The following is a 17,294-nucleotide window of genomic DNA, read 5'->3' as shown; positions in this document are numbered from 1 at the left end:
ATATGCGCGCCCGACAGCGGCGGGGCGGGGCCCACGAGCGCGGGCGCGCCCCGCTCAGGCGGCGGGGGCCGCGATCCTCTGGGCGATGCGCTGCATGCGTACGGCGTCGACGGACTCGGCAAGCAGCTCGTACTCCGTGGTGTCGTCGTTCGTCGCGATCCGGACGAGGTTCCCGGCGGCCAACTCCTCGGCCACCAGGTCCTGTTGTACGTCGTCGGCGGACCATGCGCGCAGCTGGCTCGGTACGTCCGGTACGGTGTCGGCGACCGGAACCACCGCGTTCGGGGGGAAGTTGGGGTTCTCGGGTCGCGGGTCGAGGCGTTCGGCGATCCATAACGCGCGGTCGCGCATCCACCACAACGCCAGGGCCAGGGTGGGGGCGCGATAGGTACCGAGGGGCACGCCGACGCGCTGACCGCCGCACCAGCCGTACGCGGTGACATGGCACAGGAATTCGTCGTGCACGCTTCGCTCCCCCGATCGCACCGCCGGCCCCGCCCGGCCCGTCACGCCGAGCGGACTTGCTCTCGCCTCACAGACTTGCTGGTCGTGCGCATCCGGCGACAAGAACGTCACGCAGAGTGACGTGAAGAGCGCGCATGGGTGCGCGTTCGTTCATGACTCAATCGCCCTGTCAGTCGAGTATCGCCACTCCTGACCCTCTGTCACCATGCCAATTCAGCCAGTCTCCTGGCATATGCGAGGGCATGATTGGCCGAAACGGCACGCCGACCACGGCGACCGGGTCTTTCCCGGGCCGGGGCATGCGTGCGGGAGGCCTCCGGGCCGGTCGCCGTCTTCTACGGACGCACCCGACGGAGCGTTCAACGACCGCGCCCGATGAGTTTTGGCGCTCCCGGCGGTCTCCTGTTCGTGGCGGACCACCGGGAAGCGGAGGAGACATCATGAGCGCGCTCGACGAGCAGTTCACAACGGAGCTGCGGAAGAGCCCCGCCAAGGGCGGCTGGACCTATCTCGTATGGCCCGGTTCCGCGGCGTTCTTCGGCACCCGCGGCCTGGTCAAGGTGCGCGGGACGATCGACGGGCACCCCTTCCGCGGCTCCTTCATGGCCCTGGGCGACGGCACCCACAAGCTGCCCGTGAAGGCCGAGGTGCGCAGGGCGATCGGGAAGGAGGCGGGCGAGTCGGTGACCGTCCGCCTGGAGGAGCGGATCGAGGGCTAGGACCGGTCGCGGACCGGTTTGCGCGGGCCCCGGTGCGAGCCGGGGCCCGCACCGAAGGGCCGCACGCCTCGATGCCGACGGCTGCCGCGAGCGCCCTGGCTGTCGGTGGCTAGTGCCGCGTCAGGCAACGTTTGCCCGTCAAGGAGCGGCGTCCGGTGCGTGCTCTCGGTGTGCCGGCCGAAAGCCCTCGTACTGGATGTACTTGGGTTTTCGGCCGGTGCGGCGAGAGGGCGTGCCGGGCGTCGCGACGGGGCGAACGTTGCCTGACGCGGCACTAGCCCTTGCCCTCGATGATGGCGTCGATGCGGGCCAGCTCGTCCGCCTCGAAGTCGAGGCGGGCGATGGCGCCGACGCTGTCCTCGATCTGACGGGCGCTGCTCGCGCCGACGAGGGCGGAGGTGACCCGGCCGCCGCGCAGCGTCCAGGCCAGGGCGAGCTGGGCGAGGGTCTGGCCGCGGGACTTGGCGACCTCGTCCAGCGCGCGCAGCCTGCCGACCAGGTCCTCGGTGACGGCCTCGGAGTTCAGGAACGGGCTGTCGCTCGCCGCGCGGGAGCCCTCCGGGATGCCGTCCAGGTAGCGCGAGGTCAGCAGACCCTGCTCCAGTGGGGAGAAGACGATGGAGCCGACCTCCAGCTCGTCGAGGGCGTCGAGCAGGCCCTCGCTCTCGGGGCGCCGGTCGAGCATCGAGTACCGCGGCTGGTGGATCAGGAGCGGGGTGCCCAGCTCGCCCAGGATGCGGGCGGCCTCACGGGTCTGCTCGGCGGAGTAGTTGGAGACACCGACGTACAGCGCCTTGCCCTGCTGGACCGCCGAGTGCAGCGCGCCCATCGTCTCCTCCAGCGGAGTCTCCGGGTCGGGGCGGTGCGAGTAGAAGATGTCGACGTAGTCGAGGCCCATACGCTTCAGGCTCTGGTCGAGCGAGGAGAGCACGTACTTGCGCGAGCCCCACTCGCCGTACGGGCCGGGCCACATCAGATAGCCGGCCTTGGTGGAGATGACCAGCTCGTCGCGGTACGGGGCGAAGTCGTCCTTGAGTGCCTCGCCGAGGGCGGACTCGGCGGAACCGGGCGGCGGCCCGTAGTTGTTGGCCAGGTCGAAGTGGGTGACACCCAGGTCGAAGGCGCGGCGCAGGATCGCGCGCTGCGTCTCGACGGAGCGGTCGGGGCCGAAGTTGTGCCACAGGCCGAGCGAGAGCGCGGGGAGTTTCAGGCCGCTGCGTCCGGTGCGCCGGTAGGGCATGTCCGCGTAGCGGTCGGGGTGTGCGGTGTACAACGCGACTCCAGAGAGGTTGGCGCGGGGGGACCGGGGTCCCTGAGAACCGGTGTCCACTCTTTCGCGACCTGGGGGCATTGGTCCAACAGAAGAATCCGATGGGATTCAGCGCCTACGCTTCTCAGTCATGGAACTCCGTCACCTCCAGCACTTCGTCGCGGTCGCCGAGGAGGAACACTTCACCCGGGCCGCCGAGCGGCTGCTGGTCTCCCAGTCGGGCCTGTCCGCCTCCGTGCGGGCCCTGGAACGTGAGCTGCAGACGCCGCTGTTCGTGCGGACGACCCGCCGGGTGATGCTGACCCCCGCCGGGCGGGCGCTGCTGACCGAGGCGGAGCGGATCCTCGCGCAGGTGCGGTCGGCGCGGGAGGCGGTGGCCGCCGTGCAGGGAGTGCTGCGGGGCATGCTGGCCGTGGGGTTCGAGCAGTGTGTGGCCGGACTGAATGTCGCGGGGCTGCTGGCCTCGTTCCGCCGCCGTCATCCGGATGTGGAGATCTGCCTGCGGCAGGCGGGCTCGGGCGCGCTGGCCGAGGAGGTCGCGAGCGGCCGCCTCGATCTGGCGTTCGCCGTGCGGGCGGCGCAGAAGGACACCGACCAGCTGCGGGTCGTACCGCTGTCCAGCGAGCCGATGACGGTCCTGTGCCATCCCAGCCATCGCCTCGCCGCCGCCGGCGCCGCGGTGACCCCCGAGGAGCTGGGCGGCGAGGTCTTCGTCGACTTCCACCCGGACTGGGGCCCGCGCCGGACCACCGACGCGGTGTTCGCCGCCGCCGGCGTCCGCCGCACGGTCGCCCTGGAGGTCAACGACGTGCACAGTCTGCTGGAACTCGTCGAGGAGAACCTCTGCGTCGCCGTCGTCCCGCGTCACTTCCGGCACAAGCGCGACACGCTGGTCCCGCTCGCCGTCAAGGACAGCGGCGCGACCGTCTACGAGACGGTCGCGCTGCTGCCGCCGCCGCAGGCCATGAGCCCGGCGGCGCGCGCCCTGATGGAACTCCTCGATCCGCCGCCGGGGTCTGCTGAGGTCAGCCGGTGACGGGCACCCACCCTCGGTTCACGGTGTCGTACTCGTAGCGCGGCAGTCCCTTGACCGCGGTCGTGCGGAACGGGCTGCCGCCGTCGTCGATCCGGACCGTGCCGGTACGGCCCTCGGAGGACCAGTCCAGTTCCAGGTACCAGCTGCAGTCACAGGTCTCGGTCTCGGCGGAGACCTTCAGCACCTCCGGGTCCTCGGCCGACACGCTGTACGGAAAGGTCACGGCGGGGATCCGTACGTCCAGGTCGGCGCCGTCCACCGGGCGGGCGATCGGCCGGTCCTTGTCCAGGTCCACGTCGAAGTACCGGGGCGTGACCCGCCCGCCGCAGCCCCCGCCCATACCGTAGGCGTTGCCCTCGACGGGAGTCGTGCGCCCGACGACGCGGACCCGCAGCGCGGTCAGGACGACGGCCGTGGACTTCCGCCCCTGGACCGTGATCTCCACGGTCGTGTTCCGGCCGTGCACCCCCCGCTGCGTCGCGGCCCAGACCTCCCCGTCCTGCGGCGCCGGTGGCGGGGGCACCTCCTTCGGCGGCTTGGCGACAACGTAGTCATGAGCGCAGCCGGAAGCCCAGAGCTGGGAGTTCGCCGTCCAGGTGAGGGGCACGCCGCTGGCCGGCGGCTTCCGCTCGGCGGTGTCGTCGTCCTTCGTGGAACCGCTGTCGGGCTCGGTGGGCGAGGTCGAGGGCGTGCCCGAAGGTCTCTTCGTGCCGTCGGTGTCCGGGGGCGGGGAGGGCGACGGGCTCGTGGGAGCGGTCGAGGGCCGCTGGGCCGCCGAGGTCGTCCGGGACGGTGTCGGCTCACCACCCCCGGCACTGCCGTCCGCCGACCGGCTGCCGCCGCCCGGCAGCGCGGCGAGGCTGCCCAGGGTGGCGATCAGCACGGCACCGACGGCCGCGCCGACGAGACTGCGCCGACGCCGATGCCAGGGGCGCCGGGCCGAGGCCACCGACGCCGACACAACGACGGGCTCGGACGCCTCGGCCGACCGAACCGGCTCAGCGGGGTCGACCGCCCCGGGGGACGGCGCGACCGGCTCAGCGGGCTCGACCGACTTCACGGGTTCACCGGACCCGACCGGTTCACCGGACCCCACGGGCTCACCTGACTCGACGGCTTGGACCAGCGCGGCCGACTCCGGCGACTCGGCCGGCTCGGCCGGCTCGCGCAGCTCGGCCCCCTCGGTCGACTCAGCCGTCTCAGCCGTCTGTGCCGACTCGGTCGACTCCGCCGTCGTAGCCTCCGCGGCCCCTCCCCCACCCGTCCGCGCCCGCTGCCGTGCCGCTACCGCCGGGAGCCACAGGCGGTGCAGTTCGAGCCGTTCCGCGCCGGTCGCTCCGCAGAGCGCGGCGAAGCGTTCGACGGGCGCGAAGTCGAGCGGGACGGTGTCACCCGCGCAATAGCGGTGCAGCGTCGAGGTGTTCATGCCCAGGCGCCGGGCCAGCTGCCCGTAACTGCGGTCCGTGCGTTCCTTGAGACGCGTGAGCGCTTCCGCGAACTCCCGTACGTCGTCCGGTGCTGCCGACACTGTTCTCCACGTCCTCCCCGTCCCGGGACGGCGTCCCAGGCACTCCCCGTACTTGCACGTCAGAAGGGCTGGGATGGTTCCAGGACCGCCGATCGGATGACGGCCGTTGCGCTCACGCCCAGTGACGGCCGATGCTCTTGGTGTCGCACCGACCAGGGCCGGACGGACCATCCGGCGCAGGCGGCGGAGCGACGGCACTCACTCATCCACGTACTCGTTCACGGGGGACAACCATGCCCAATCACACCCGGGCCCGCACGCTCACCGCACTCGCCGTGGCGGGCCTCACCGCGCTCTCCGCGCTCGCCGCCGGCGCCGTCCCGGCCGCCGCCGCGAAGGCGGGCACCGCGCCGAAGTACCTGTCGGCCTCCCAGCTCCCGCCGCATCCCTCGTCCTCCTGGACGGCCGGCGGGATCGAGGACGGCCTCCCCGAGGAGCTCCAGTACTGCCTGGGCGACGCGCTGCTGGCGTACGACATCAACCACCGCTCGTTCCGGACGGACCTGGAGACCAGCGCCCGCCAGACGGTCGTCGTCACCGGCAGCGACAGCAAGGCCAAGGCGCTCGCCGCGCGGCTGAACAAGGACTTCCGCGACTGCGTGAGCGACTCCTCCGACCCGGACGTCGAGGCCGAGTACCGGGACCTCGGGACGCTGCCCGTCGAGGAGGGCGCCCGTGTCCACGGCGTGGCCACGGTCACCTCCTGGGGGGCCATGGACATCCGGCTGCTGTCCGTGGGCCGGGACGGCCGGACCGTCACCGTCGTGGACTGGGGGCAGATGGGCGGCTTCAAGGACGCGCCGGTCAAGGCCTTCAAGAAGACGACGACCACCGCCGTCAACAAGCTCTACTGACCTGAGCCCCGCGGCAACCCCGCAGCGCCGGATCGGGGGACCGGCGCTGCGGGGCGGGGCGCTGCGGGCACGGCCCCGATGCTCGATGGTGGACGTATGGATGTGAAGGACGTTCTCAGCGACGCGTTCGGCCGGATCAGGGAGGAGGTCCACTCCGCCGTGGACGGGCTGTCACCGGAGCAGCTCCACGCCCGCCCCGCGCCCGGGGCCAACTCCGTCGCCTGGCTGGTCTGGCATCTCACCCGCATCCAGGACGACCATGTGGCCGACGCGGCCGGGCTCGACCAGGTCTGGCTGTCCCAGGGCTGGGAGAAGCGCTTCGGACTCGCGCTGCCGTCCCGGGACACGGGCTACGGGCACGGCGCGGCGCAGGTCGCCGCCGTGCGGGTCGCCTCGGGTGACCTGCTGACCGGTTACTTCGACGCCGTGCACGAGCGGACCCTGGAGTATGTGCGCGGGCTCGGCCCCGACGACCTGGACCGTGTCGTGGACGAGCGGTGGACCCCGGCCGTCACGCTCGGCGTACGCCTGGTGAGTGTCCTGGCCGACGATCTCCAGCACGTAGGCCAGGCGGCGTACGTACGGGGGCTGCTCGGCCAGTAGGTCGGTAGGTCGGCGAGGCCTCCGTTCCCGTGCCCCTGCTGCCCGCCCCTGATCCGGCCCCGGCCCGCGACCGGCTCATCCGGTCGCGAGGGAGACCTCGGTCGACTTGATCAGCGCGGTGACGGCGGACCCCTCGGCCAGACCGAGGTCGGTGACCGCGTCCGTGGTGATCGCGGCGGTCAGTTCGGCGCCGTCGACCGCCACCCTGACCGAGGCCATGGCGGCACCCGTCGCCACCTCGCGCACCGTACCGGGGAGTTGGTTGCGGATGGACAGCCCCGCGACCGGGCCGGTGGCCAGCGCGACCTCGGTGGCCTTGACCAGGGTGCGCACGGCGGAGCCCTCGGCGAGACCGAGGTCCCTGACGGCGTCCAGCGTGATCGCGGCGGTGACGTACTGGCCGCCGTCGAGGCGGACCTTGACCGTGGCCATGGCCTCGCCGGGGGTGACGGCGGTGACGGTGCCGGGGAGCTGGTTGCGGATGCTCAGGCTCATGGTGGGTCGCCTCACAGGATCAGGGTTTTTGTCCCCTTCGGGGTGCTGTGCGGACCACCGTAGTCCGGCGGGGGCCGCCCCCGTGCGATCTCCGTCGCGACCGCGAGGCGAAGGGTGCACGACACCTCGCGGATCCGGTCGAGCGGCTGGTCAGGCGGGGTAGGCGTGGGTCTGGGCCGCCTTCACCGTCGCCCAGACCTCGGCTCCCGGGTGCAGGTCGAGTTCGGCGGCGGCGACGGTGGTGAGGTCGGCGGCCAGCGGCAGCTCACCGGTGAGGGCGGCGCGGATCTGGTCGCCGTGGGTCTCCAGGCCGGCCACCTCGCACCGCCAGAGGTTGCGGGCGCTGGACCCGGTCGGGCGGTCGCGGTGGAGGGTGACCGCGCTGGGCGGGAAGGCGACGAAGACCGGGCCGGTGAGGTCCTCCGTGGTCGTCACCTCGGCTCCGCCGTCGACGCGGACCGTGTGCCCCTCGGCCTCGCCCCGGTAGAGGTTGAGGCCGACGAGGTGGGCGATGTAGTCCGTACGGGGATGACGGGCGATGTCGGCGGGACCGCCCTCCTGGACGACCTGGCCGTCCTCGACGACCACGAGCCGGTCGGCCAGCACCATGGCGTCCAGCGGATCGTGCGTGACGAGCACCGCGACCGCCTCGAACTCGGCCAGGTGCCGGCGGAGTCGGGAACGCACCTCCAGGCGGGTACGGGCGTCCAGCGCCGCCAGCGGCTCGTCGAGCAGCAGCAGACGCGGGCGGGTGGCGAGGGCACGGGCGAGGGCGACCCGCTGCGCCTGGCCGCCGGAGAGCCGGCGGGGCTTGGCGGACGCGTGCCGCGTCAGACCCATGCGTTCCAGCCATACGGCCGCCTCGGCGCGGGCCTCCGCCTTGCTCGCCCCGTGGCAGCGCGGCCCGAAGGCCACGTTGTCCAGCGCGGACAGGTGCGGGAAGAGCAGATAGTCCTGGAACACGACCCCGACGGGCCGTTTCTCGGGCGGCGTACGGTCCAACTCGACGCCGTCCAGGAGCAGATGGCCGTCGCTGAGCGGGGCGAGTCCGGCGAGGGCGCGCAGCGCCGTCGTCTTTCCCGCGCCGTTGGGGCCGAGCAGCGCGACCACGTCACCGGGTGCCGCCGTGAGAGCCACATCGAGCCGGAAGGCGCCGCGCTCGACCACGAGCCGGGCGTCCAGTCCTCCGTCCACGGAGGGGCCGCCACTGGCCGTACCGGAACCCATGTCGGCGCTCACATCCGGAGCCCCGCCCGGAGACCCGCCCCGAGTCCCGTCGGGGTTCATGAGGCGGTCATCCAGCGGTCGCGCAACCCCGCCAGCACCGCGACCGACACGGCGAGCAGGACCAGGCTGAGGGCGATGGCGGTCTCCGGGTCGTTCTGGAGGGCGAGGTAGACGGCGAGAGGCATGGTCTGGGTGCGGCCGGGGAAGTTGCCGGCGAAGGTGATGGTCGCGCCGAACTCGCCCAGCGCGCGGGCCCAGGCCAGGACGGCGCCCGCCGCGACACCGGGGGCGATCAGCGGCAGCGTGACCCGGCGGAACGCGGTGAAGCGGGATGCGCCGAGCGTGGTGGCCGCCTCCTCGTAGCGCGGGTCGGCGGCCCGCAGGGTGCCCTCCACGCTGATCACCAGGAACGGCATCGCCACGAACGCCTCGGCGACCACGACTCCCGTGGTGGTGAAGGGAAGCGTGACCCCGAACCAGGCGTCCAGCCACTTGCCGACGACCCCGTTGCGGCCCAGCGCCATCAGCAGCGCCACACCGCCGACCACCGGAGGCAGGACCAGGGGGAGGGTGACCAGGGCGCGGACCAGGCCCCGCCCCGGGAACTCGACCCTCGCCAGCAGCCACGCCAGCGGCACCCCGAGCACCAGGCTCACCGCGGTCGCCGCCGTCGCGCAGAGCAGCGACAGCTGGAGCGCCTGCCACACCTCGGGGCTGGTCAGCAGATCCGGCATGCTCCGCCAGGGCGCCCTGACCAGCAGGGCGATCAGCGGCAGGACCAGGAACGCCAGGCCGACGAGGGCGGGAAGGAGCAGCGGCAGCGGGGCGCCGCCCCGGACGCGACGGCTGCCACGACCACCCCGGTCGCCACGGCCGCTCGTGCGGACGCGGCGGCGCCGCGGCCCACCGGTCAGGGTGTCCGCGGCGTCGGCCCTGCCCGGGGAGAGGGGGGTCACGGGTTGAGGAACCCTGCCTCGGTCAGCACCTTCTGGCCCTCGGCGGACCGCACCAGCGCGATGAACGCCTCGGCGGCCGCGGTGTTGCTCGACTCCTTCAGAAGGGTGATCGGGTAGTCGTTGACGGCGTCGGCGGACTCGGGGAACTCCACGCCTTCCACCTTGTCACCGGCCGCCCGCACATCGGTCTTGTACACGACGGCGGCGTCGGCCTCCTTCAGGACGACCTTGTTGAGGGCGGACTTGACGTCCTCCTCGTAGGAGACCGGGGTGAGCTTCAGCCCGCTCGCCGTCAGGGCCTTCTCCGCGGCGGCGCCGCAGGGCACCGTCCTGTCGCACAGCACGACCTTCAGGTCCGGGTTCGTCAGGTCCTCGAGGGAGTCGACCTCGTCGGGGTTGCCCGGCAGGGTGGCGATCTCCAGCTGATTGCGGACGAAGGTCGCGGGCGTGCCGGAGCCGTCCCCCGCGTCCGTCACGATCTTCATCGTCTTCGGGCTGGCCGAGGCGAACACGTCCGCCGGAGCCCCGCCGGTGATGCTCGCGGCGAGCGCGTCGCTGCCGCCGAAGCTGAAGGTCACCTTCGTGCCCGGGTGGGCCTCCTCGAACCGCTTGCCCAGCGTCTCGAAGCTCTCCTTGAGGGAGGCCGCGGCGAACACGGTGATGTCACCGGAGATCCCGGCCGAGGCGGAGGCCGACGCCGGGGAGTCCGACTTCGGGGAGTCCGACTTCGGGGAGCCGGAGTCGTCGGAGGACGAGCAGGCGCTCAGGGCCAGCAGCGCGGCGGCTCCCAGGGCGGCCACCCGCACAGGCCGACGGGTGCGCACAGAAGGGCTCATCACGGGTCCACTCTCTCAAGGTCCTGGACGGACTCGACCACGGCTCTCGACGACCACGTCGGTCGGCGCGAGCGTTCCCGATCCGGTGGGCGGGCACACGCCGATCATACTTGCGCAGATGCGAGGTGAAAGCCCCCCGTGACACCGCATGAGCCGGATCTTCCGTCCAGTGGCCTGGTAGGTGCGTTTGCACGGGGCGACGGGCGGACGGGGGCGCGCCGTGGTCAGCCGGTGTGGACGCGGGGGCGGCGGCTGCGGTCCGGCTCCGCTTCGCGCAGGACCTCCCTCGTGACCGGGGCGACCTCGCCCTGGCCGAAGAGGAGGAAGCGGAGGAAGTTGGCGAAGGGGCTGCCCTCGGTCCACTCGAAGTAGATGTGCGGGGTGCGGCCCGTGAGGTCGCGGACGTGCAGGAGGAGGGCGGCGAGCGAGTTGGGGACGGAGGAGGACTCCAGGGTCAGGACCCGGTAGCGGTCGTGCAGCACCTCGCCGCGTACGGTCAGGCCCGCCTCGAACTCGGAGGGGTCGGTGACCGTCACCTCGACGAAGACGAAGTCCTCGTGCTCGGGCAGGTCGTTGTCCTGCCGGATCTGTTCGATCTTGTCGCGGTACTCGGCCTTGTCGCGCCGGTCGGGCTCGTTGGCGATGAAGCGGATCCGGCGGTGGGCCATGTCCCGGACGAATCTTTCCGCCGTGGTGTCGAGTTCGACGCCGGTCACACGGAGCTCGAAGGCGCGGGCGAGGCGGGAGAGCAGGGACACCAGGATGATCGCGGCGATGAAGCAGGCACCGATCTTCACGCCGTCGGGGCGCTCGATGACGTTCAGGACGGTGGTGTAGAGGAAGACCACCGAGATGAAGCCGAAGGCGATCGTCCAGTTGCGCTGGCCCGCTTCGCGGGCGGCGATGGTGACCGCGATCGCCGCCGAGGAGATGAGGACCAGGACGCCGGTCGCGTAGGCGCCGCCCTGGGCGTCCACGTCGGCGTCGAAGATCCAGGTGACGAGGAAGCCGACGAGGGTGAAGACGATGACCATGGGGCGTACGGCGCGGGCCCAGTGCGGGGCCATGCCGTAGCGGGGGAGGTAGCGCGGCATCAGGTTCAGCAGACCTGCCATGGCGGAGGCGCCCGCGAACCACAGGATGGCGATCGTGGAGACGTCGTAGACGGTGCCGAAGGTGTTGCCCAGGTAGTCGTGCGCCAGGTAGGCGAGGGCGCGGCCGTTGGCGTCGCCGCCCGCCTCGAACTCCTTCTCCGGGATGAGGAGGGTGGTGATGAAGCTGGTGGCGATCAGGAAGACGCTCATGATGATCGCCGCGGTGGTCAGCAGCTTCTTCGTGTCCCGGATGCGGCCCTCGGGGTGCTCCTCGGTGTCACCCGGGTCACCGGCCACGTGCGGCATCACCGCCACTCCGGTCTCGAAGCCGGAGAGGCCGAGCGCGAGCTTGGGGAAGACGATCAGGGCCACGCCGATCATGACGAAGACGTTGCCGTGTTCTGCGGTCAGCGCGCCGGCCCAGTCGGTGACGACGTGGCCCTCGGTGATGACGTGCCACAGACCCACGGCCACCACGACGGTGTTGAGTGCGAGGTAGGCGCCCACCAGCGCCACCGCGACGCCGATCGCTTCCAGGAAGCCCTTGAGGAACACCGCGCCGAGCAGGGCGATCAGGATCAGGGTGATCAGGAGCTGCTTGTCGTGCAGGGCGTCGGTGAGGTGGGGGTTCTCCACCAGGTGGGTGGAGGCGTCCGCCGCGGAGAGGGTGATGGTGATCAGGAAGTCGGTGGCGGCGAAGCCCAGCAGCGTGAGGACGAAGAGCTTGCCCTTCCAGAAGGTCAGCAGGCGTTCCAGCATGGCGATCGAGCCCTGGCCGTGCGGGCTCTCCTCGGCGACGCGGCGGTAGACGGGCAGGGCGCCCGCGAGCGTGACGACGACGAGCACGATGGTCGCGACGGGCGACAGGAGACCGGCGGCGAGGGCCGCGATGCCCGGCTGGTAGCCGAGGGTGGAGAAGTAGTCGACGCCGGTCAGGCACATCACCCGCCACCAGCGCTGCCCCTGGTGCGGGGGCTCCGGTTCGGCGTGCGGTCCCGTGAGGCCACGGCTTCTGCCCATGTCGGAGAGGCCTTGCAGCATCCAGGTCCGCAGTCGGCCCGGCGGCGGGTGCTCGGTGGTGGACATGGGTGCGCTCTCCTGCGTCCGGCTCAGCGGTGGTTTCGAGCCATCACTCGGACGGCCGCCTCAGCGTAAGCAGAGCGTGACGCCAGGGCCCGTGGTGTGAGTCATCTGAGGCGTCAATCTTCCGTTAAAACCTCCCGCGAGAACGTCGGCGATCCGTCATGACGAGGCTGTTCGCGGGGTGCGGACGAGACTGCGCCGCACGGGAGACGCTCCCCGGCGAGCCGTCGGCGGACACCCAGCGTCACGCCGTACGCGGCCTCGCGGCTCCTTCTCCCCACCCCTCCGCGCCCTTGGCGAGGCGCTCGACCGGGGCCGGGCCGTATGGATCCCGTCAAGGCCGGGGGCGCGGCCGTATGGGAGGCGTCAGTGGGTGACCGGGTGCGGCCGGAGAGGGGTTCTCCTCAAGAGGTCCGTTGTTCCCGATCCTCATCCAGGAGCTCGCGATGGCCGATATGGCCTTCGTCCTCACCACGGTCGCGGTGTTCGCGCTGGTGGCCCTCGTCGCCAAGGGGGTGACGAAGCTGTGACCGCCGAGAACGTCGTCGGCCTGGTCGTGGCCGTCGCCCTGCTGGGCTATCTCGTCCTCGCCCTGCTCTTCCCGGAGAGGTTCTGAGCCACACCATGGGTCCCGTACTCGCCGGCGTGCTCCAACTGCTGGCCCTCATAGCGGCGTTGGCGCTCGCCTACGTCCCCCTGGGCACCTACATGGCCCGGGTCTACTCCTCCGACCGGCACTGGCGGGTCGAGAAGTGGATCTACAGAAGCATCGGTGCCCACCCCGACACGGAGATGCGCTGGCCCGCCTACCTGCGGGGCGTCCTCGCCTTCTCGGTCGTCGGAGTCCTGTTCCTGTATCTGCTTCAGCGGCTCCAGGGCGTCCTGCCCGGCTCGCTGGGCTTCGCCTCCATCGACGCCGACCAGGCGTTCAACACGGCCGCGTCGTTCGTGACCAACACCAACTGGCAGTCGTACTACGGCGAACAGGCCATGGGGCATGTGGTGCAGGTCGGCGGGCTGGCCGTGCAGAACTTCGTCTCGGCGGCGGTGGGCATGGCCGTGGCGGTGGCGCTGGTACGGGGTTTCGCGCGCTCCCGCTCCGGTGAGCTGGGCAACTTCTGGTCGGACATGGTGCGCGGGGTCACCCGCGTCCTGCTGCCGCTCGCCCTCGTCGCGGCGATCGTGCTGGTGGCCTGCGGGGCGATCCAGAACTTCTCCGGCATCCACGAGGTGGGGCAGTTCATGGGTGGCTCGCAGCAGTGGAACGGCGGGGCTGTCGCGTCGACGGAGGCCATCAAGGAGATCGGCACCAACGGCGGTGGCATCTTCAACGCCAACTCCGCACACCCCTTCGAGAACCCGACCCCGTTCACCAACCTCTTCGAGATCTTCCTGCTGCTGGTGATCCCGTTCGCCCTCACCCGCACCTTCGGAGTGATGGTCGGCAGCGTGAGGCAGGGTCACGCGATCCTCGCCACCATGGCGTCGATCTGGGTCGGCTTCGTCGCGTTGATGATGTGGACCGAGTTCGCCCACCACGGCCCGGCGCTCCAGATCGCGGGCGGCGCGATGGAGGGCAAGGAGGTCCGCTTCGGAGTCGGCGCCTCGTCGATCTTCGCGGTGTCCACCACGCTCACCTCGACCGGCGCGGTGGACTCCTTCCACTCCTCCTTCACCGGTCTCGGCGGCGGGATCACGATGCTCGGCATGATGCTGGGCGAGATCGCGCCCGGCGGTGTCGGTTCCGGCCTCTACGGCATGCTGATCATGGCCGTCATCGCGGTGTTCATCGCCGGGCTGATGGTCGGCCGTACGCCCGAGTACCTGGGCAAGAAGATCGGCACCCGCGAGATCAAGCTGGCGGCCTGCTACCTCCTGGTCACGCCCGCGCTGGTGCTCGTGTTCACGGCCGCCGCGATGGCGCTGCCCACGCCCGGCGCCTCCATGACGAACAGCGGCGCGCACGGCTTCTCCGAGGTCCTCTACGCCTATACGTCCGCCTCCAACAACAACGGCTCGGCCTTCGCGGGCCTGAACGCCGACACCCAGTGGTTCAACAGCACGCTCGGCATCGCGATGCTGCTGGGGCGGTTCGTGCCGATGGTGTTCGTGCTGGCGCTCGCGGGTTCGCTCGCCGAGCAGCGGCCGGTGCCGGTCACGGCGGGCACCCTGCGCACCGAGAAGCCCCTGTTTTCCGGGCTGTTGGTGGGCGCGATCCTGATCATCACCGGGCTGACCTACTTCCCCGCCCTGGCACTGGGCCCGTTGGCCGAGGGGCTGGCGTCATGACCACCGACACCACGAAGCACGAGGACACGATGTCCACGACGACTCCGACCCGGGCACCGCACAGCGACGTGTCCACCGGGCACAAGCCCGCCGATGGCCGCGTGGGAGCGGGCCTGTTCGATCCGGCGCTTCTGCTCACCTCGCTGCCGGACGCCTTCCGGAAGCTCGACCCCCGGGTGATGGTCAAGTCGCCCGTGATGTTCGTGGTGCTGGTCGGGTCGGCGCTGACGACCGTCTTCTCCTGCACGGACCCGACCGACTGGTTCGGCTGGACCATCAGCGCCTGGCTCTGGCTGACGGTGATCTTCGCCAACCTGGCGGAGGCGGTGGCCGAGGGCCGGGGCAGGGCGCAGGCCGACACCTTGCGCCGGGCCAGGACCGGCGCCGTGGCGCGACGGCTCCTCGGGGACGCGGAGGAACGTGTCCCCGGTACCGAGCTGCGGATCGGTGACCTCGTCGTCTGCGAGGCCGGCGACATCGTCCCCGGTGACGGTGACGTCGTCGAGGGGGTGGCCTCCGTGGACGAGTCGGCGATCACCGGTGAATCGGCGCCGGTCATCCGGGAGTCGGGGGGCGACCGTTCGGCGGTCACCGGCGGTACGAAGGTGCTGTCCGACCGGATCGTCGTCAAGATCACGACGAAGCCCGGCGAGACCTTCATCGACCGCATGATCAGCCTCGTCGAGGGAGCGGCCCGGCAGAAGACGCCGAACGAGATCGCGCTCGACATCCTGCTCGCGTCCCTGACCGTCGTGTTCCTGCTCGCGGTGGCCACGCTCCCGCCCTTCGCGGACTACGCGGGCACCCACCTCACGATGGTCGTGCTGGTGGCGCTGCTGGTCTGCCTCATCCCGACCACGATCGGGGCGCTGCTGTCGGCCATCGGCATCGCGGGCATGGACCGTCTGGTCCAGCGCAATGTCCTCGCCATGTCGGGGCGTGCCGTCGAGGCCGCCGGTGACGTCTCGACCCTGCTGCTCGACAAGACCGGGACGATCACCTTCGGCAACCGGCAGGCGGCGGAGTTCGTGCCGGTGAGCGGGACGACGGAGGCCGAGCTGGCGGACGCCGCCCAACTGTCGTCGCTGGCCGACGAGACGCCCGAGGGCCGTTCCGTCGTCGTACTGGCGAAGGAGAGGTACGGGCTGCGCGAGCGCCACCAGGGTGAGTTCGTGGGCGCAGAGTGGATCGCGTTCACCGCCCGGACCCGGATGTCGGGTGTGGACGTGGACGGGCGCGGCATCCGCAAGGGCGCGGCCGGTTCCGTCCTCGCCTGGGTGCGGGAGCGGGGCGGAACGATCGACGAGGACGCGGGCGCGACGGCCGACCGGATCTCCGAAGCCGGCGGCACCCCGCTGCTCGTCGCCGTCGAGGACGACCGGGGCGCCCGGGTCCTCGGGGTGATCCACCTCAAGGACGTCGTCAAGGACGGGATGCGCGAGCGGTTCGAGGAACTGCGCCGGATGGGGATCAGGACCATCATGATCACCGGTGACAACCCTTTGACCGCACGGGCCATCGCCGAGGAGGCGGGTGTCGACGACTTCCTCGCCGAGGCCACCCCCGAGGACAAGATGGCCCTCATCAAGCGGGAACAGGCCGGCGGCAAGCTCGTCGCGATGACCGGTGACGGCACCAACGACGCCCCCGCCCTCGCCCAGGCGGACGTCGGCGTGGCCATGAACACCGGCACCTCGGCCGCCAAGGAGGCCGGGAACATGGTCGACCTGGACTCCGACCCGACCAAGCTCATCGAGATCGTCGGGATCGGCAAGCAACTGCTCATCACGCGGGGCGCGTTGACGACGTTCTCCATCGCCAACGACGTGGCGAAGTACTTCGCGATCATCCCGGCGCTGTTCGCGGCCGTGCATCCGGGCCTGGACAAGCTCAACATCATGGGCCTGTCCTCGCCGGACTCCGCGATCCTCTCCGCCGTCGTCTTCAACGCCCTGATCATCGTCGCCCTCGTACCGCTCTCGCTGAAGGGCGTGCGGTACCGGCCGGTCAGCGCCGACAGGATGCTCCGCCGCAACCTGACCGTCTACGGCCTCGGCGGCCTGATCGCCCCCTTCATCGGCATCAAGCTCATCGACCTGCTCGTCTCCCTCATCCCCGGGATCGGCTGAAGACCATGAACAACACGGTGACCAACACCGCCCGGTTGCTCGGAGCAGGCCTGCGCGCCCTCCTCGTCCTCACGCTGGTGACGGGCGTCCTCTACCCGCTGGCCGTCACCGGCTTCGCCCAGGCTCTGTTCGACGACGGGGCGAACGGCTCCGAGATCAGGGACGGCAGGGGCGACGTCGTCGGCTCGTCGCTGATCGGCCAGGCGTACGACCTGCCGCCGAAGGGGCAGGAGAGCCCGGAGCCCGACCTGAAGTGGTTCCAGGGCCGGCCCCAGAACGGTCTCGGCACCAACACCGTCAACACCCGGTACAGGCTGATCCTCTCCGGCGCCACCAACCGCTCCGCCGACAACGAGGACCTCGTCGACTGGGTGAAAGCCGCCAAGGCCTCGGTCGTCAAGGACAACTCGACCGCCGACCACAAGGTCGAGGAGTCCGAGGTCCCCGCCGACGCGGTGACGTCCTCCGGCTCGGGCCTGGACCCGGACATCTCCCCGGCCTATGCCGAACTCCAGGTCCACCGGGTCGCCGAACGGAACGGCCTCCCCGTCGCCCAGGTGGAGCGGCTCGTCGAGGACCACACGAAGAGCCGCACCCTCGGCTTCATCGGCGAGCCCCGCGTGAACGTCCTCGAACTCAACATCGCGCTCAAGGAACTCGTGACGAGGAGCTGACGGCATCACCCGCCCCCTTCGGAGGAGCCGGCGGCC

General features: G+C 71.1%; 16 protein-coding genes. 8 read left to right on the top strand and 8 right to left on the bottom strand.

Going from position 1 to position 17,294, the window contains the following annotated elements:
* Window positions 1-54: 54 nt before the first annotated feature.
* Entirely contained in the window at window positions 55-465 is a 411-nt protein-coding gene (locus tag HW837_RS23060) for a hypothetical protein (protein WP_045555625.1), read from the bottom strand.
* A gap of 440 nt (window positions 466-905) precedes the next feature.
* Between HW837_RS23060 and HW837_RS23055 the strand changes: the two genes are divergently transcribed.
* Window positions 906-1,184, top strand: coding sequence for a DUF1905 domain-containing protein (locus tag HW837_RS23055; protein WP_060885889.1), 279 nt, complete (start codon window positions 906-908; stop codon window positions 1,182-1,184).
* 274 nt (window positions 1,185-1,458) lie between these two features.
* On the opposite strand, the gene mgrA is transcribed toward HW837_RS23055, so the two are convergent.
* Window positions 1,459-2,457, bottom strand: a complete 999-nt coding sequence (gene mgrA / locus HW837_RS23050) for an L-glyceraldehyde 3-phosphate reductase (RefSeq protein WP_045555627.1) — start codon at window positions 2,455-2,457, stop codon at window positions 1,459-1,461.
* A 127-nt stretch (window positions 2,458-2,584) separates the two neighbouring features.
* Here mgrA and HW837_RS23045 point away from each other — a divergent pair, with 127 nt between their 5' ends.
* Window positions 2,585-3,490 (top strand): LysR family transcriptional regulator, encoded by a 906-nt coding sequence (locus HW837_RS23045; protein WP_045555628.1) that lies wholly within the window; start codon window positions 2,585-2,587, stop codon window positions 3,488-3,490.
* Here HW837_RS23045 and HW837_RS23040 read toward each other — a convergent pair.
* Window positions 3,480-5,018, bottom strand: a complete 1,539-nt coding sequence (locus tag HW837_RS23040) for a helix-turn-helix domain-containing protein (RefSeq protein WP_193382507.1) — start codon at window positions 5,016-5,018, stop codon at window positions 3,480-3,482. The two genes, HW837_RS23045 and HW837_RS23040, sit on opposite strands and share 11 nt — an antisense overlap.
* A gap of 233 nt (window positions 5,019-5,251) precedes the next feature.
* Here HW837_RS23040 and HW837_RS23035 point away from each other — a divergent pair, with 233 nt between their 5' ends.
* Both HW837_RS23035 and HW837_RS23030 read left to right on the top strand, forming a co-directional pair.
* On the top strand, window positions 5,252-5,872 hold the full coding sequence (locus HW837_RS23035; RefSeq protein WP_045555630.1) for a hypothetical protein: 621 nt from the start codon (window positions 5,252-5,254) through the stop codon (window positions 5,870-5,872).
* A 96-nt stretch (window positions 5,873-5,968) separates the two neighbouring features.
* Window positions 5,969-6,475 carry a mycothiol transferase gene (locus HW837_RS23030; protein WP_045555631.1) on the top strand — a complete coding sequence of 169 codons (507 nt, stop codon included), beginning with the start codon at window positions 5,969-5,971 and terminating at the stop codon, window positions 6,473-6,475.
* A gap of 75 nt (window positions 6,476-6,550) precedes the next feature.
* On the opposite strand, the gene HW837_RS23025 is transcribed toward HW837_RS23030, so the two are convergent.
* From HW837_RS23025 to HW837_RS23005, 5 genes are all read right to left on the bottom strand, one after another.
* A complete protein-coding gene (locus tag HW837_RS23025; protein WP_045555632.1) occupies window positions 6,551-6,970 on the bottom strand; it encodes a TOBE domain-containing protein in 420 nt (139 codons plus the stop codon).
* A 150-nt stretch (window positions 6,971-7,120) separates the two neighbouring features.
* Entirely contained in the window at window positions 7,121-8,197 is a 1,077-nt protein-coding gene (locus HW837_RS23020) for an ABC transporter ATP-binding protein (RefSeq protein ID WP_093789022.1), read from the bottom strand.
* Window positions 8,198-8,253: 56 nt separating this feature from the next.
* Window positions 8,254-9,153 (bottom strand): molybdate ABC transporter permease subunit, encoded by a 900-nt coding sequence (gene modB, locus HW837_RS23015; protein ID WP_045555634.1) that lies wholly within the window; start codon window positions 9,151-9,153, stop codon window positions 8,254-8,256.
* Window positions 9,150-9,989, bottom strand: coding sequence for a molybdate ABC transporter substrate-binding protein (gene modA / locus HW837_RS23010; RefSeq protein WP_193380201.1), 840 nt, complete (start codon window positions 9,987-9,989; stop codon window positions 9,150-9,152). The genes modB and modA overlap by 4 nt, the downstream gene beginning before the upstream one ends.
* 224 nt (window positions 9,990-10,213) lie before the next feature.
* Entirely contained in the window at window positions 10,214-12,169 is a 1,956-nt protein-coding gene (locus HW837_RS23005) for an APC family permease (protein WP_193380200.1), read from the bottom strand.
* A gap of 523 nt (window positions 12,170-12,692) precedes the next feature.
* On the opposite strand from HW837_RS23005, the gene kdpF reads away from it, so the two are divergent.
* The 4 genes from kdpF to HW837_RS22985 are packed head-to-tail and all read left to right on the top strand — an operon-like array spanning window position 12,693 to window position 17,258.
* The gene (kdpF, locus tag HW837_RS23000; protein WP_037817630.1) at window positions 12,693-12,782 is read left to right on the top strand and encodes a K(+)-transporting ATPase subunit F; all 90 of its coding nucleotides are present in this window, start codon (window positions 12,693-12,695) and stop codon (window positions 12,780-12,782) included.
* Between the two features lie 8 nt (window positions 12,783-12,790).
* A complete protein-coding gene (gene kdpA / locus HW837_RS22995) occupies window positions 12,791-14,455 on the top strand; it encodes a potassium-transporting ATPase subunit KdpA (protein WP_193380199.1) in 1,665 nt (554 codons plus the stop codon).
* Window positions 14,452-16,584, top strand: coding sequence for a potassium-transporting ATPase subunit KdpB (gene kdpB, locus HW837_RS22990; protein ID WP_193380198.1), 2,133 nt, complete (start codon window positions 14,452-14,454; stop codon window positions 16,582-16,584). The genes kdpA and kdpB overlap by 4 nt, the downstream gene beginning before the upstream one ends.
* A 5-nt stretch (window positions 16,585-16,589) precedes the next feature.
* Window positions 16,590-17,258 carry a potassium-transporting ATPase subunit C gene (locus HW837_RS22985; protein ID WP_193380197.1) on the top strand — a complete coding sequence of 223 codons (669 nt, stop codon included), beginning with the start codon at window positions 16,590-16,592 and terminating at the stop codon, window positions 17,256-17,258.
* Window positions 17,259-17,294: the final 36 nt, after the last annotated feature.

Source organism: Streptomyces caniscabiei (assembly GCF_014930365.1).
In the GTDB taxonomy this organism is placed as follows: domain Bacteria; phylum Actinomycetota; class Actinomycetes; order Streptomycetales; family Streptomycetaceae; genus Streptomyces; species Streptomyces caniscabiei.
The sequence above is the reverse complement of the archived record's forward strand: the minus strand, read 5'-3'. Positions and strand labels throughout refer to the sequence as shown.

Bases quoted from the DNA above. Each gene is read 5' to 3' on its own strand.
- HW837_RS23055 (WP_060885889.1), top strand. From the start codon at position 906: ATGAGCGCGCTCGACGAGCAGTTCACAACGGAGCTGCGGAAGAGCCCC.
- HW837_RS23045 (WP_045555628.1), top strand. From the start codon at position 2,585: ATGGAACTCCGTCACCTCCAGCACTTCGTCGCGGTCGCCGAGGAGGAA.
- HW837_RS23035 (WP_045555630.1), top strand. From the start codon at position 5,252: ATGCCCAATCACACCCGGGCCCGCACGCTCACCGCACTCGCCGTGGCG.
- HW837_RS23030 (WP_045555631.1), top strand. From the start codon at position 5,969: ATGGATGTGAAGGACGTTCTCAGCGACGCGTTCGGCCGGATCAGGGAG.
- HW837_RS23025 (WP_045555632.1), bottom strand. From the start codon at position 6,970: ATGAGCCTGAGCATCCGCAACCAGCTCCCCGGCACCGTCACCGCCGTC.
- HW837_RS23020 (WP_093789022.1), bottom strand. From the start codon at position 8,197: ATGGGTTCCGGTACGGCCAGTGGCGGCCCCTCCGTGGACGGAGGACTG.
- modA (WP_193380201.1), bottom strand. From the start codon at position 9,989: ATGAGCCCTTCTGTGCGCACCCGTCGGCCTGTGCGGGTGGCCGCCCTG.
- HW837_RS23005 (WP_193380200.1), bottom strand. From the start codon at position 12,169: ATGTCCACCACCGAGCACCCGCCGCCGGGCCGACTGCGGACCTGGATG.
- kdpA (WP_193380199.1), top strand. From the start codon at position 12,791: ATGGGTCCCGTACTCGCCGGCGTGCTCCAACTGCTGGCCCTCATAGCG.
- kdpB (WP_193380198.1), top strand. From the start codon at position 14,452: ATGACCACCGACACCACGAAGCACGAGGACACGATGTCCACGACGACT.
- HW837_RS22985 (WP_193380197.1), top strand. From the start codon at position 16,590: ATGAACAACACGGTGACCAACACCGCCCGGTTGCTCGGAGCAGGCCTG.